The organism is Sphaerisporangium sp. NPDC005288 (assembly GCF_040607475.1).
Taxonomy (GTDB): Bacteria; Actinomycetota; Actinomycetes; order Streptosporangiales; family Streptosporangiaceae; genus Sphaerisporangium; species Sphaerisporangium rhizosphaerae.
This window is the reverse complement of record NZ_JBEXGT010000037.1, coordinates 19360-33126: the sequence shown is the minus strand read 5'-3', so window position 1 is coordinate 33126 and position 13767 is coordinate 19360. Positions and strand designations below refer to the sequence as shown.

The 13767-nt window shown below is 74.1% G+C and carries 7 protein-coding genes; 3 read left to right on the top strand and 4 right to left on the bottom strand.

The features are described from left to right. Positions 1 to 289: 289 nt before the first annotated feature. Positions 290 to 1405, top strand: coding sequence for an enolase C-terminal domain-like protein (locus tag ABZU32_RS29520; RefSeq protein WP_354927100.1), 1116 nt, complete (start codon positions 290 to 292; stop codon positions 1403 to 1405). 461 nt (positions 1406 to 1866) lie between these two features. Here the strand turns inward: ABZU32_RS29520 and ABZU32_RS29515 are convergent, their stop codons facing one another. The 3 genes from ABZU32_RS29515 to ABZU32_RS29505 form a co-directional block, all read right to left on the bottom strand. Next, complete coding sequence (locus tag ABZU32_RS29515) at positions 1867 to 3462, bottom strand: BBE domain-containing protein (protein ID WP_354927098.1); 1596 nt, start codon at positions 3460 to 3462, stop codon at positions 1867 to 1869. A 335-nt stretch (positions 3463 to 3797) separates the two neighbouring features. After that, positions 3798 to 5345, bottom strand: coding sequence for an LCP family protein (locus tag ABZU32_RS29510; RefSeq protein ID WP_354927096.1), 1548 nt, complete (start codon positions 5343 to 5345; stop codon positions 3798 to 3800). A 117-nt stretch (positions 5346 to 5462) separates the two neighbouring features. Continuing rightward, the gene (locus ABZU32_RS29505) at positions 5463 to 6956 is read right to left on the bottom strand and encodes a prolyl oligopeptidase family serine peptidase (RefSeq protein WP_354927094.1); all 1494 of its coding nucleotides are present in this window, start codon (positions 6954 to 6956) and stop codon (positions 5463 to 5465) included. 200 nt (positions 6957 to 7156) lie between these two features. Here ABZU32_RS29505 and ABZU32_RS29500 point away from each other — a divergent pair, with 200 nt between their 5' ends. After that, positions 7157 to 8284, top strand: a complete 1128-nt coding sequence (locus ABZU32_RS29500) for an exonuclease SbcCD subunit D (protein ID WP_354927092.1) — start codon at positions 7157 to 7159, stop codon at positions 8282 to 8284. A gap of 322 nt (positions 8285 to 8606) precedes the next feature. Beyond that, positions 8607 to 12890, top strand: coding sequence for an AAA family ATPase (locus tag ABZU32_RS29495; protein WP_354927090.1), 4284 nt, complete (start codon positions 8607 to 8609; stop codon positions 12888 to 12890). A gap of 44 nt (positions 12891 to 12934) precedes the next feature. Here ABZU32_RS29495 and ABZU32_RS29490 read toward each other — a convergent pair whose 3' ends face one another. Further along, the gene (locus ABZU32_RS29490) at positions 12935 to 13612 is read right to left on the bottom strand and encodes a M50 family metallopeptidase (RefSeq protein WP_354927193.1); all 678 of its coding nucleotides are present in this window, start codon (positions 13610 to 13612) and stop codon (positions 12935 to 12937) included. Between the last annotated feature and the right edge of the window lie 155 nt (positions 13613 to 13767).

Below are 13767 nucleotides of genomic sequence, written 5' to 3'. Positions count from 1 at the left end.
CCGGGCCTTAGGCGCTCCGTGTTGGGATGTGGCTCGGACCGTGACGGACCCGGACCTAGGGGCCCTGTGTCGTGGTGTGGTCGGGCCTGTGATGGGACGGGGAGGCCCCTATCGTGGCGTGGTCTGACCGTCTGTCGGGCCGGGGGCTGACAGGCGGGCCACCAGCGGGAATGTCACGCGCGGAGCGCCTCGCCGACCGGAGGTTTCCGCCCGCGCGGGCGGCCCGCGTTTCGAGCGCCTCCTCGCAGCGGGCACCATGGAAGGGACAGGTGTTCGATGAGGGGGTTCCATGCCGCGCGTCCGTGAGCTCGAGGTCTTCCGGCTCGTGCTGCCCTACGGCAGGCGTCCGGAGAGCATCCTGGTCAAGCTCACCGACTACGGGGGGATGACCGGGTGGGGGGAGGTCGTCCAGCCCGCGGAGCTCCGGCCCGCGCGGGGGACGCACACCGCCACCGCCCATGGCCAGGACGACATGGGCGCCGCTGAGGCCGCCGACCGCGATCACGTGCTCGGCAAGACGTGGGCGACGCTGGAGGAGTCTCTCGGCCCCGCGCTTCTCGGCGTTGACTGGGAGCACCCCGACGAACTGGGCACCGTCCCCGGCGGCACCGCCGTCGACCTGGCCTGCTGGGACCTGTGGGCGCGCATGCAGGGCGTCCCGCTGGCCCACGCGATCGGCGGCACCCGCACCTCCCTCATGGCGACGGTGCGACTGGCCGCCGAGCGGTCGCTCGAGGCGATGGTGGCCCGGGTGAACCGCCACGTGTGCGCCGGCTACGCCCACGTCACCTTGGACGTGCATCCCGGCTGGGACGTCGAGCCGGTGCGCGCGGTGCGGCAGGCCTATCCCGCCCTGGCGCTCGCCGTGGACGCACGCGGCGCCTACACCGACGTCTCGGCGCTGGAGGCGCTGGCCTCCTACGACGTGACCGCCATCGAGCGTCCGTTCGGCGGCCCGGACACCGCCCCCGACCTGGACATGCACGCCGAACTGCAGGACCGGGTCACCTCGCTCGTCGCGATCGAGGTGCACTCGGTGGCCGCGCTGCGTGAGGCCGTAGCGGCGTGGGCCGGCGGCGCGCTGCTGCTGCGCCCGTCCCGCTTCGGGGCGCTGCGCGCCGTGCGGACGGCGCACGACGTGGCCGTGGCGGCCGGGTGGGACATCACCGCCGCCGGCGGGCGCGGCACCGGCCTGGCGCGCGCGGCCACGGTCGCCGTCGCCAGCCTGCCCGGGTGCACGCTGCCCAGCGACGTGACCGAGCCGCCGCGCAGCGCGCAGATCGTGACACCCCCGGTCGGGGCCTCCGGCGGCGTCGTCGCCGTCCCGCTCACCCAGCCGGGCCTCGGCCACCTGGTCGACGAGGACCGCGTCCGCCGGCTCGCGGGCGACTCCTTCCGCCTCTGAACACCGAACCGGCAGGACCGGCAGGACCACCCGGTGCAGGTGAGGCCCGGCGGGACCGGCAAGACCAGCAAGGACCGGCGGGACCACCCAGTGCAGGTCAGGCCCAGCAGGACGGGCAAGACCACCCAGGATCGGCAGGACCGCCCAGGACGGGCCAGGACCGGCAGGACCGCCCAGGGAAGGTCAGGACCGGCAGGTTGCCGATGAACGGGGACGGTCGCTCATGACCGCCAGGGCCGCCGATGAACGGCCGGGATCGATATGACCGGTCAGCACCGTCGATGAATGGCCAGGGACTGCCCATGGGGCCGGCGGCATCGGTGGACCGGCCGGGGCGGATAAGGCGGATAAGGCGGCGAAGGCGACCGGGTCGGCCGGAAGTCGTGCCGGGGCCATGACGGGCCGTGCCGTGCCAGGCCGTGCTGCGCTGTGCCAGGCCGTGCCGTGCTGTGCCGGGAGCGTCATCTGATCGACTGGTCGTGCCGGAAGATGTCGTGCGGGTCCCAGGTGCGCTTGGCCTGCCGCAGGCGTTCGTAGTTGTCGCCGTAGTACAGGCGGTACCACGGCACGTCGGAGGTGTTCCACCGCGGGCTGCTGAGATCGCGGTCGGGATAGTTGATGTAGCACCCGTCGGTGACGGCGTCGGGGTCCGTCGCGCCGTCTGCCGCGGCCGGCACCGGGACGCCGCCGGAGGCGTGGTAGACCCGGCGGTACAGCTCGCGGATCCAGCGTTCGTGGACGGCGTCCTCGGCCGGGTCGGTCCAGTACGTCTGGTACTGCAGCTTCATGATCGAGTCGCGCTGCGCCACGGCGGTCTCGTGCGCGCCGACCGCGTTGATCGCGCATCCGTAGGTGTCCACCTGGATGAGCGCCTCGGGGTTGGCGTAGGCGGTGGTGTCGTAGTCGTCGCCGGGGACCTCGGTGTCGTCGCGCGCGCCGGACAGGAAGTTCCACATGACCCGCACCTGCTGGTCGGGGAACGGTTTGCGCATGTAGGCCGACTTGTACTTCCCGCGCCGGCCCGCGCCCGCGCCGTTGAGGGCCTGGGTCGCCTGGATCCACGGCATCAGGCGGGGCTCGTCGTGCAGCCCTTCCATCGGCGGGTGCTCACCCGTCTCCACGTCCAAGGTGGCGCGCGGCGCGTCCACGCCGTCCTCCATCTGGGCGAGGAAGGCGTCGAGCAGGTCGCGGCCGGCGGCGGGGTTGGTGGCCTCCACCTGCGTGATGAGCCCGATCTTCCCGGCCGCTCGCTGCGTGAGCTTCAGGATGGAGAACAGGCCGGCGTACTCGCTGCCGGGGGCGCTGTTGTCAGCGCAGAACCGCCCGAAGTTCCCGACGAGCCGGGCGAAACGGTCATAGGTCATGCCCTCCCAGCTCCAGCCGACGGCGCTGAGCCAGACGTTGATCGGCGGCCGGGGGAGGTCCTTGAACCAGTAGCGGGTGATCACCCCGAAGTTGCCGCCGCCGCCGCCGGTGTGCGCCCACCACAGCTCGCGCAGGTCACCGTCGTCGTCCCTGCGGGCGATCACCGCCTGCGCCTGGTAGTCGCCGCGCGGCTCGCGGCGCACGACGACGACCTCCACGGCGTACAGGTAGTCGACCGTCAGGCCGTGCCGGCGCGACAGCAACCCGTACCCGCCGCCGCAGATGTGGCCTCCCGCGCCGACCGAGTAGCAGGACCCGGCGGGCAGCGTGCGCCCGGACTCGCGGTACAGCCGGGCGTAGTTGTGCCAGTTCGTCGCCCCGGCCTCCACGCAGTACGCCCCCATGGCGGGATCGTGGTGGACGCGGTCCATGCCGCCCATGTCGATGATCACCTGGACTCCGTCGGCGGCCACGAAATTCTCGTAGCAGTGGCCGCCGGAGCGCACGGTGACCCGGGTGCGGCCGCTGTTGAGCGCCTCGTTCAGGGCGCCGATCACCTCGCCGGTCGACCGCACGACTTTGACATAGTCGGGCCGGGCGGTCCAGCGCTGGTTGGAACCCTGGCACAGCGCGCCGTACCTGTCGTCGATGCCGGTTACGGTGATGCCCGAACCGGCTTCCGCGTTGGACACTGCGCTCTCCTTGTGGGGGTTGGCGGCGCCGCCGGCGAGAGGCGCCGGGACGCGGGCGTCCGGGACCTGCCGGCCCGGTGGTGCGGCGGCAGGGGACCGCGGGACGCGCAGGGGCGTGGGGTTCGCGGGCCGCCGGAACAACGCTCGTAACAGGCCACCCGGAGCGCGGATGAGGGAACGGGGAGGACGCGTCATGGCGGACGGCTTTCAGCACGGCCGCGTCGCGGGGGGCGGACACACGAGTAAGACTTACCGTAGCCGACCGACTACGTGACGTGGTCGAGGCATCGCCGTTATCGAACCGTGACCAAGGGGTCGGGCGGAGCTCCCTGTCCTCAGGCGCCGCAGATGCTCCGGTCGGCGTGCTTGCCCGGCGTGCCCGCGCGGGTCGCCGAGGGGGACGGGGTGCCCGGGCCCGAGGCGGCCGACGAGGGCGAAGCCGTGGCCGGGCCGCCCGCCGAGGGCGAGGTCGCCGGGGACGCCGGGGACGCCGAGGGCGAGGTCACCGCGGACGCCGCGGGGGAGGGCGTCGCGGGGCCCGCCGCCGAGTCGCGTATCGCCTTGGCGCTGCGCGCGCGGATCAGCGCCCAGTCGGGGTCGGCGGTGCTGACCAGCGGTGGCACGAACTGCACCCCGGTGACCCGCGCGTCCCGCACCTTCAGCGCGAGCGGCACCAGGTGCTCCAGCATCGACCGGGGGATGTCGGTGCGGAACATGCCCTTCGACGCCCGCGCCAGCTGGTTGAACCTGATCAGCACCGTGCCGGGGTCGGTCTGGTGGAGCAGGGCGTCCAGCACGCACCGCTGGCGTCCCATGCGCGTGTAGTCGTCGCTGTAGGTGCGCGAGCGGGCGAACCACATGGCGTCCGCGCCGCGCAGCCTGCGGGTGCCGGCCTTGACCAGGCCCTCGTTGTACTTGCCGAACACCACGTCGGTCGGGACGGTCAGCGTGAGGCCGCCGAGGGCGTCGATGATCCTGGCCAGCCCCCACATGTTGACCAGGGCGTACCAGTCGACGTCCAGGCCCAGGGTGTAGCCGATGGTCTGCTTGAGCGTCTCGGGGCCCATGCCGTGCCGGCCGCCGAACAGCTCGGGGTGGGTCTCGGCGTACTCCCACACCGAGAACAGCAGGTCCTCGCGGGAACCGTCGGGGTTGGCGGGCAGGCGGAAGCCGTCGGGGAACCTGCGCCGCATCGGAGTGCCCGGGGGGAAGCGCACCTTCTCCAGGTTGCGGGGAAGGCTGAGCAGCACGGTGTTGCCCGTGCGCACGTCCACGCTGGCCATGTTGAGGCTGTCGGTGCGCACGCCCACCCGGTTCGGCTGCCAGTCGCCGCCGAGGAGCAGGATGTTCACCCGCGTCCTGCCCCCCCACGGGTCCACCGGGCGGGAGCCGGGCGTCGGCGCCGCCGCCGCCACGGTGGGCGGGGCGTCGAAGACCGTGTCCAGCGTCTCCCCGGACACGATCGCGTACTGGGCGACGACGACGAACGGCAACGCCACGCTGACCGCCAGGATCCCGGCCAGGACGCCGGAGACCACCTGTCCCGCCTGCGGCAGCTCACCCGGGTTCAGGACCACGTACGAGCGGACCAGCAGCGTGAACCAGCCGAGCGCCGCGACCAGCGCCACGGCGATCACGGCGCGCAGCCATCCGGGGTCCAGCAGGCGCCCGGCCAGGCCGGCGTCCGCCGTCAGCGCGACGGCCGTGACCGCCGCGAGCAGCACGCCGTACGCGCCGAGCAGCAGGAACCCGGTGCGGCGGTGGCCGGCGCGCAGGTGCGCCGCGCCTGGCACCAGGGCGGAAAGAGCCGTCCACCCGATGACCGCGGCCGTCCCCCGCGGCTTGATCTTCTCCGGCAACGCTGCCCCATCCTCTTCGATCAAGGGGGCAATGTATCCAGCGCAGCCGACGCGGACGTGAACATGCAGGGAACGGCGGTCGAGTTGTACGGGTATGCCGGGAAAGATGTGTCCGACAGGTCAGCGGGCAGGCACGCCGGGTTACCAGGGGATGCCGAACAGCCCGTAGTAGGCGGCGGTGACCATGAGCAGGGCGGTGCCCCCCAGCACCGCGGCGAGCGCGAACCGCTGCCAGCGCCCCGGCTCCCAGCCGTCCCGCAGCGCGGCGATCAGGGCCGCGACCGTCGTCACCTCCTGCACCAGCATCAGCACGGCCAGCACCCGGACCACCAGCCACCCGGCGAGCACGGCCGGCCACGCCCCGGCCTGGTTCACCGAGAACAGCACGATCAGCGTGATGAACGCCGTCACGGCGGCGAGCAGGCCCACCCCCGTCCACGCCATGCGGCGCAGGCGGCGGCGGATCCCCGGCCACAGGTCGGGCCGGGACACCAGGGCGTCCCGGCCGCGTAACCGCACGACCATCTCGGTCACCGGGGCCGCGACGTACCCGACGGCGGTGAGGGTCAGCGCGAAGCCGAGGATGGCGCCGCGCGCGTACCAGGGCGCCGTGGGCACGTCGGCCGCGACGTAGCGCTGCACGGGCGTCGCCCCCGCGACCTGCAGCCCGGCCGCCGGCGCCGCCGTCCTTGGCAGGTTGAGCACCCAGTTGGCCAGCGTCTCCAGGTAGCCGTGGGCGAACGGCCCGCCGTTCACCCGCATCGCGTGGTCGGCCCCGCCCAGGAAGCGGATGGTGTAGTCGGCGTTGTCCGCCTCCCGCAGGGCCGCGGTGAGCTTCTGGGTGCTCTCGACGAACGGGATCGAGGGGTCCATCGTCCCGTACAGCGCCAGCATCGGCTGCGTCACCCGCCGCAGCACCGGCACGCTGTCGTAGCGCAGGAAGTCGAAGCCGACGCCGCCCATCGCCTTGGTCAGCAGCTCGCGGACCCCCGCGGGGGCGTGCAGGCGCTGGAGCTGCTCGTTCAGCGCCCACGCCACCTGGCGCATCGGCGAGACGACGGGGGCGGACACCATGACGGTGTAGGCGACGTCCATGCTCCTGGCCGCGGCGATCGGCAGCACCCAGCTGCCCTCGCTCACGCCCCACAGGCCCGCGCGGCCCGGGTCGACGTCCGGGCGCCCGCGCACCGTTTCGATCATGCGCAGCGCGTCGTCGGCGAGCAGGGAGAAGTCGCGGTGGCGGAAGTCGTACCCGACGGTCCGCTTGTCGTAGGTGAGCGTCACCACACCCGCCCGGGCCAGCCAGGTCGCCTGCGTGGTGAACTCGCCACGGTCGCCCGACCCTGAGCCCTGGACGAAGACCAGCGCCGGGTGACGGCCGGGAGTGCGCGGCGACCTGATCGTCGCCGTCAGCGTGGTGCCCTGGGCCGGCACGGAGATGTCCTTGACGTCGATGGCGCCGTAGTGCGGGACCGGGCGGTACTCGGCGGCGGGCTGCGCCGGCAGGGCGCTCAGGCCCGCGCTCTGGGTCAGCGGGGGCGGGTCGAAGGAAGGCGGGGACAGCACGTAACCCACCGTGGCCAGGATCCCCAGCAGGACCCCGGTCGCGACGCTCAGCCGGCTCCGGACGCTCACGCCACCTCCTCGTGCGGCGGCTCGTCGTCGGACCGTCGTGCCGCGTCGGCCCACAGGCCCGGCTCTGGCGCGCGCATGTCCTCTATACGAGGGCGTTCCGCCCTTAATATGACCTCCGATCATCAGGTTAAGTCACACGGATGGAACGATGGTGCCGGAGGGGCCACCTTTGTCGGTGGGACCTGTTAGCTTCCTGCGACATGCGTGTCCTGCACACCTCCGACTGGCACCTGGGCCGGGCCTTCCACCGCGAGAGCCTGCTCGAGGCCCAGGCCGCCTTCGTCGACCACCTGGTGGAGACGATCAGGTCGGAGCGCGTCGACGTGGTGGCCGTCGCCGGTGACGTGTACGACCGCGCGCTCCCCTCGGTCGACGCCGTCGCGCTGTGCAACGAGACCCTGCGCCGGCTCGTCGCCGAGAACGTCCACACCGTCCTGATCAGCGGCAACCACGACTCCGCGCGCCGGCTCGGCTTCGGCGCCGACCTGATGGACGCCTCCGGGGTGCACCTGCGCACCGATCCCGCCCGCGTCGGCGAGCCGGTCATCGTCGGCGATGTGGCCTTCTACGCCATCCCCTACCTCGAGCCCGAGGCCGTCCGCGCGCCGTGGGCCCTGCCCGAGCGCAGCCACTCGGCCGCTCTCGAGCACGCCATGGGCCTGGTCCGCGACGACCTGGCCGGGCGCGGCATGCCCTCGGTGGTGCTCGCCCACGCCTTCGTCACCGGCGGCAAGGGCAGCGACAGCGAGCGCGACATCAGCGTGGGCGGCGTCGCGCACGTTCCGGTCGCCGCCTTCGACGGCGTCGACTACGTCGCCCTCGGCCACCTGCACGGCCGGCAGCGCATGAGCGAGTCGGTCCGCTACTCCGGCTCCCCGATCGCCTACTCCTTCTCCGAGGCCACGCAGGTGAAGGGGTCCTGGCTGGTCGACATCGGGCCCGGCGGGTTCCGGGGCGCCGAGTTCGTCCCCGCCCCCGTGCCGCGGCCGATCGCCCGCGTCAGCGGCCGGCTGGCCGATCTGCTCACCTCAGAGCGCTGGTCGGCGTTGGAGGGCCACTGGCTGCAGGTCACCCTCACCGACCCGGTGCGGCCCAAGAGCGCCATGGAGAACCTCCGCCGGCGCTTCCCCCACACGCTGGCCCTGTCCTTCGACCCCGAGGACGCCCCGCAGGCCGCGCCCCGCGCGCCCCGGCTCGCGGGCCGGCCCGAGATCGAGGTGGCGCTCGACTTCGTCCGCGAGGTGCGCGGCGAGCCGGCCGACGACGGCGAACGCCGCCTGCTGCGCGAGGCCGTCGAGGCATGCCGCGCCAAGGAGGCCCTCGCGTGACCCTCCTCCCCAGGGCGGCCGCCGCCCCCATGCCGCCCTCGGTCACCCTGCGTACGCCCCCGCGACCCCCGGTGACCCGGATCAACGTCCCTACCGGCATGCCGATCACCGGCCCGCGACCGTCCTTCATGGAGATGGGCGTCCCCGCGGCCGGGTGGCACCCGGACACGCGATCGGCGGTGACGGTGATCGACGGCCCGGCGGTCATGCGGCGTACGGGCGCGCGCTCGTCGGTCAGCCGACGTCAGGGTGCACGCGATCTGCCCGCATACGATCAAGCGGGGACGGGCGGCGGCACTGCCTGGGGAGAGGGGGACGCGCGATGAGGTTGCACCGATTGCGGCTGACCGCCTTCGGCTCCTTCCCCGGGCAGGAGGAGGTCGACTTCGACGCCCTCGGCGAGGCGGGGCTGTTCCTGGTCCACGGCCCGACGGGCGCGGGCAAGACCACCGTGCTCGACGCCGTCTGCTACGCCCTCTACGGCCAGGTGCCCGGCCAGCGCAACAGCGCCCGCCGCCTGCGCTGCGACCACGCCCCGGCCGACCGCGGCCCCAAGGTCGAGCTGGACGTCACGCTGCGGGGCAGGAGGTTCCGCCTCACCCGCTCGCCCGTCTGGCACCGTCCCAAGCTGCGTGGCGAGGGGTTCATCGAAGAGAAGGCCAAGGTCCTGCTCGAAGAGGTCCTGCCCTCCGGCGAGCGCGTGTTCCTGTCCGGGCGCGCCGACGAGACCGGCGAGCTGATCGGCGGGCTGCTCGGCATGAACGCCGACCAGTTCTGCCAGGTCGCGATGCTCCCTCAGGGCGACTTCGCCCGGTTCCTGCGCGCCGACGGCGACGAACGCCGCAAGCTCCTCGAGAAGCTCTTCTCGGTGAAGATCTACAGCGAGGTCGAGCGGTGGCTGGCCGACCACCGCACCACCGCCGGCCAGGAACGCCAGGAACTGCGCCAGCGCGTCGACTCGGTCGTCGACCAGATGCGCGGCGCAGCCGGCCCCGCCCTCCTGGCGGCCGTCATCCCCGACGCGGCGGCGGCTCCCGATCCCCGGGAGGAGCCGCTGGAGTGGGCGCGGGCGCTGCTCGCGATGGCGCATGAGGCGTACGTCACCGAGGCGGGTACGCAGGTGGCGAGCGAGGCGGCGCTGCGGTCCTCGCGCGCCGCGTTCGAGGCGGCACGCGAACTGGCCCAGCGGCAGCGCGCCCACGCCGAGGCGGTGGCCCGCCGCGACGGCCTCGACCGCACCGCCGACGAGCGCTCCGACCTCGCGTCCATCCTCGCCGACGCCGCCCGTGCCGAGGCCGTGCTGCCGCTGGTCCAGCAGGCCGAGCAGCGAGCGGAGGCCGCCGCCAAGGCCGAGGGCCTGGCCGCGGACGCGCTGGCCCGCGCCCTTCCCCTCACGCGTCGCCCCTCCACCGGCCCTGACGGCACCGATCACAACGGCACCGATCACAACGGCACCGGCCACTCTGATACGAGCCACGATCGTGCGGGCACTCCGCATACAGGTACGGAAGACCAGGACGCGACGCACACGGGCATCGGACAGACACGTCCGCCCCAGCCGGGCGATGGGCAGGCGCGCCCGCCCCGACCGGATGGTCCCGAACGGCTGGCCGAGCTGGCGCGCGCTCGTCGCGACGAGATCGTCCGGTTGGAGGAGCTTCGTCCCGAGGAGGCCCGGCTCGCCGGCCTGCGTGAGCAGCTCGCCGCGTCCGGCAGGCGGCTCGCGCACCTCACGGCGCAGGAGGCCGAGACGGCCGAACGGCTCGCCGCGCTGCCCGAGCTGCGCCGCCGGACCGGTGAGCGTCTGGCGCAGGCCCGCCTGGCCGCCTCCGGCCTGCCCGGGGCCCGCGCCGCCGTGGCCGCCGCCACCGGCGACCTCGCGGCCGTCCGCCGCCGCGACGTCCTCGCCGGGCGGCTCGCCGCCGCCGCGCGCGACCTGCTGGATGCCCTCGCCGCCCTGCCGGCCGCCCTTGTCGCCGGCTCCCGATCGGGGGAGGCCGGCGCCGGCCCACCGGTGGAACAGACGCGGCGGACGACATCCGGAGCCGCTGACACCGACACCGACACCGGGGCCGGGGTCGACGCCGACGCCGGGGTCGATGCCGACGCCGGGGTCGATGCCGGGGTCGACCCGTCGGCTGGAGGAGTGCCTCTTGGGGCGGCCCAGGCTTGGGCGGGGCCGCTGGAGGAGGTGGCGCGGGGGGCGATCTCCTCGACGGAGTTCGCGGAGGGCGCGGCCGCGGTGGAAGTGGTCGCGCGCGATCTGCGCGACCGGCTCGCCGCGCTCGAACGGGCGCACCGCGACGAGCTGGCCGGGCTGGAGCTCCGCCGGGCCGACGAGGCCCGGTTCGAGGAGACCCGCGCCGCGCTGCGCGCCCTCGACGGGGTGCTCGCCGAGCTGGCCGAGCGCGAGGCGGCCCTGGCCGACGCGCGGGCCGGGCTTCCCGGCCGCCTGGAAGAGGCGTCGGGACGGCTCGCCGAGGCCCAGGCCGAGGCGGCGCTGGTTCCGGCGGCCGCTTCCGCCTGCCAGGCCGCCGCGGTCGTGCTGGAGCAGGCGTCGCGCCGCGACGCGCTCACGGCCGAGCTGGAGGCCGCCGAGGGCGAGCGGCGCCGGGCCACCGACGAGGCGCAGGAGCTGCGCGACCGTCTCCAGCAGATCAGGCAGGCCCGCATCGACGGCATGGCGGCCGAGTTGGCGCGCGGCCTGGTCCCCGGTGAGCCGTGCGCGGTGTGCGGCTCCGCCGACCATCCCGCGCCCGCGTCGCCGGCCCTGTCCACGCCGACGCTCGACGACGAGCAGGCGGCCCAGGCGCTGTCCGACGCCGCGCAGGAGACCCGCCAGGCGGCCGAGGGCAGGGCCGCGGTGCTGTCCGCGCGGCTCCAGGACGCCACCCTCCGCGCCGGCGGACGGACGGCCGGCGCGGCGCTGGCGGCGCGCGACGAGGCCGATGCCGAACTGGTCCGTCTGGAGTCGATCGCCGGTCAGGTGCCCGCCATCGAGGCGCGGGTCCGTGGCCTCCAGGACGAGCTGGACGCGGTCACCGGCCGGGCCCGCGAGCTCGACGTCATGATCGCCGAGCGGCGCGCCGACCAGGCCGGGCTGCGACGCGAGCTCGACCGTCTCGGGGAGCTCCTCGCCGCCGCGCGCGGCGGCGACGACAGCGTGGGCGCCCGTCGCGACCGCGTCACCACCGAGACCGCACTACTGGCCGCCGCCGTCCAGGCCGCCGCAGGCGTCGCCGAGACGGCCACCGCCTGCACCGAGGCCCGCGCCGCCGTCTCCCGCGCCCGGTCCGAACGCGCCGGCGAGGGTGCGCCGGCCGAAGGCGAGATGAGCGCGGTCGCGGCCGAGGAGATGTTGCGCGAGGCCGAGGCGGCGCTGACTCGGCTGCGGGAGGCGGCCGAGGGGGAGGCCGCGCTGGTCGAAGAGCTGACCGGTGTCGAGGAGCAGCTCGCCAAGCTCGGTGAGAGCCTCACGCGCCTCGGGCTTGAGATCGCCGCGGAGCGCGCGGCCGGGAAGACCGCGGCCGCCGACGCCGAGCGGCTGGCGGCCCGGCTGGCCGAGGCCAAGGGCGAGGACGCCACGCTCGCCGCCCGCGTCGACCGGCTCGCAGACGAGGCCGAGCTGCTGCGGGACGCCGTGGAGACCGCTCGCGCCGCCCTCACCGAAAGCGCCGAACGGGACGCCGCGGTGGCACGCGCCGAGAGCGCCGCCGCGGACGCCGACTTCGCGAGCCTCGCCGACGTGCGGGCGGCCACGCGCCCGGCGGCGAGCCTGGAGTCCATGGCCGCGCGGTTGCGGGAGCTGGACGCCGAACGCGCCGCCGTGACCAGGCTCCTGGCCGACCCTGAGCTGGCGGCCGCGGCGGCCGCGCCCGCTCCTGATCTGCCCGCCCTCACCGACGGCTTCGAACGCGCCGAACGCGAGCACGCCTCGCGCACCTCCGCGCGCGACCAGGCCGAAGGACGGCACGACGAGCTGCTGGCGCTCACCGCGACGCTGGAAGCCGCCCTGGCCGAATGGCGTCCCGCCGAGGAGCGTTACCGCCTGGCCAAGCGCCTGGCAGAGCTGGCCGTCGGCACCTCCTCCGACAACAGGCTCGACATGCGCCTGTCGTCGTTCGTCCTCGGCGAGCGGCTGCGCCAGGTCGTGGACGCCGCCAACGAGCGGCTCGACCACATGTCCGGTGGCCGTTACAGCCTGCTGTTCGACGTGCGCAAGTCGGCGGCCGACCGCAAGCGCTCCGGCGGCGGGCTCGGCCTGCGCGTCCTGGACGGCTGGACGGGCGCCGACCGTGACCCGGTGACGCTGTCCGGCGGTGAGGCGTTCATGACCTCGCTGGCACTGGCCCTCGCGCTGGCCGACGTGGTTACCGCGGAGGCGGGCGGGGTGGAGCTCGGCACGCTCTTCATCGACGAAGGGTTCGGCACCCTGGACGACGAGACGCTCGACGGTGTCCTCGACATCCTGGACGAGCTGCGCGACGGCGGCCGGGCGGTCGGCATCGTCAGCCACGTCGGCGAGCTGCGTGCCCGCGTGCCCGCCCAGCTCAAGGTCACCAAACAGCGCTTCGGCTCGACCCTGGCGACAGCCGTCCCATCCTGACGCGGCGGTGACCGGCGCCCCGGCCCGCTGGTGATCTTCGCTCGTCAGGTGGCGTTGAGCAGGTCCAGGATCTCCAGAGGGGTGAGCAGGTAGCTGCCGATGACCAGGGCCGCGCCGGAGACCAGCAGGAACAGGAAGACGAAGAAGCCGCCCGGGAACGGGGTGAGTCGCGCGAGCTGGTCGGCGTCGGAGTCGGGCGCCCGGCCGCGCCGGCGCTTGCTCCGCAGTTCGAGGATGGGCCGTACGCCGCCGATCAGCAGGAACCACGCGACGAGCTGTGCGCCGACCGCCTGGATGTGCGCCGGGGCGAACCAGGAAAGCGCGAAGACCGCTCCGCCGATCGTCAGGAGGGACACCACGCCGAAGACGTTGCGGATCATCAGCAGCATGCTGGCCAGCAGCAGCATGATGGTCCAGAGCAGGATCGTGATGTACCCGAGGGCGGTGAGCCACGCGGCGGCCAGCCCGAGCAGCGAGGGGGCGACGTACCCGGCGGCGGCCGTAAAGATCATCCCCGGCCCGGTGGGACGGCCCCGGGTCAGCGTGACCCCGGAGGTGTCGGAATGCAGGCGGATGCCCTGGAGCTTGCGCCGGGTGAGCACGGCCACCAGCGCGTGCCCTCCCTCGTGCGCGATCGTGATCAGGCCTCTGGAGATGTGCCACGACGTGGGGTACACGACCACGCCGAAGGCGACGAGCGCGGCCAGAGCGGCGATCCACATGGGCGGGACCGGCTGCACGGTGGTCAGCCGTGCCCAGAGAGCGCTGAACGTCTGCAGGGTCCACCTCCATCGACCAGGCCACCGGCGGCCGCGCGCGAGAACGCGCGGACATAGCCTTGCATGTCCGCCGACAGCACGCGCACTGTCCCGCCAGA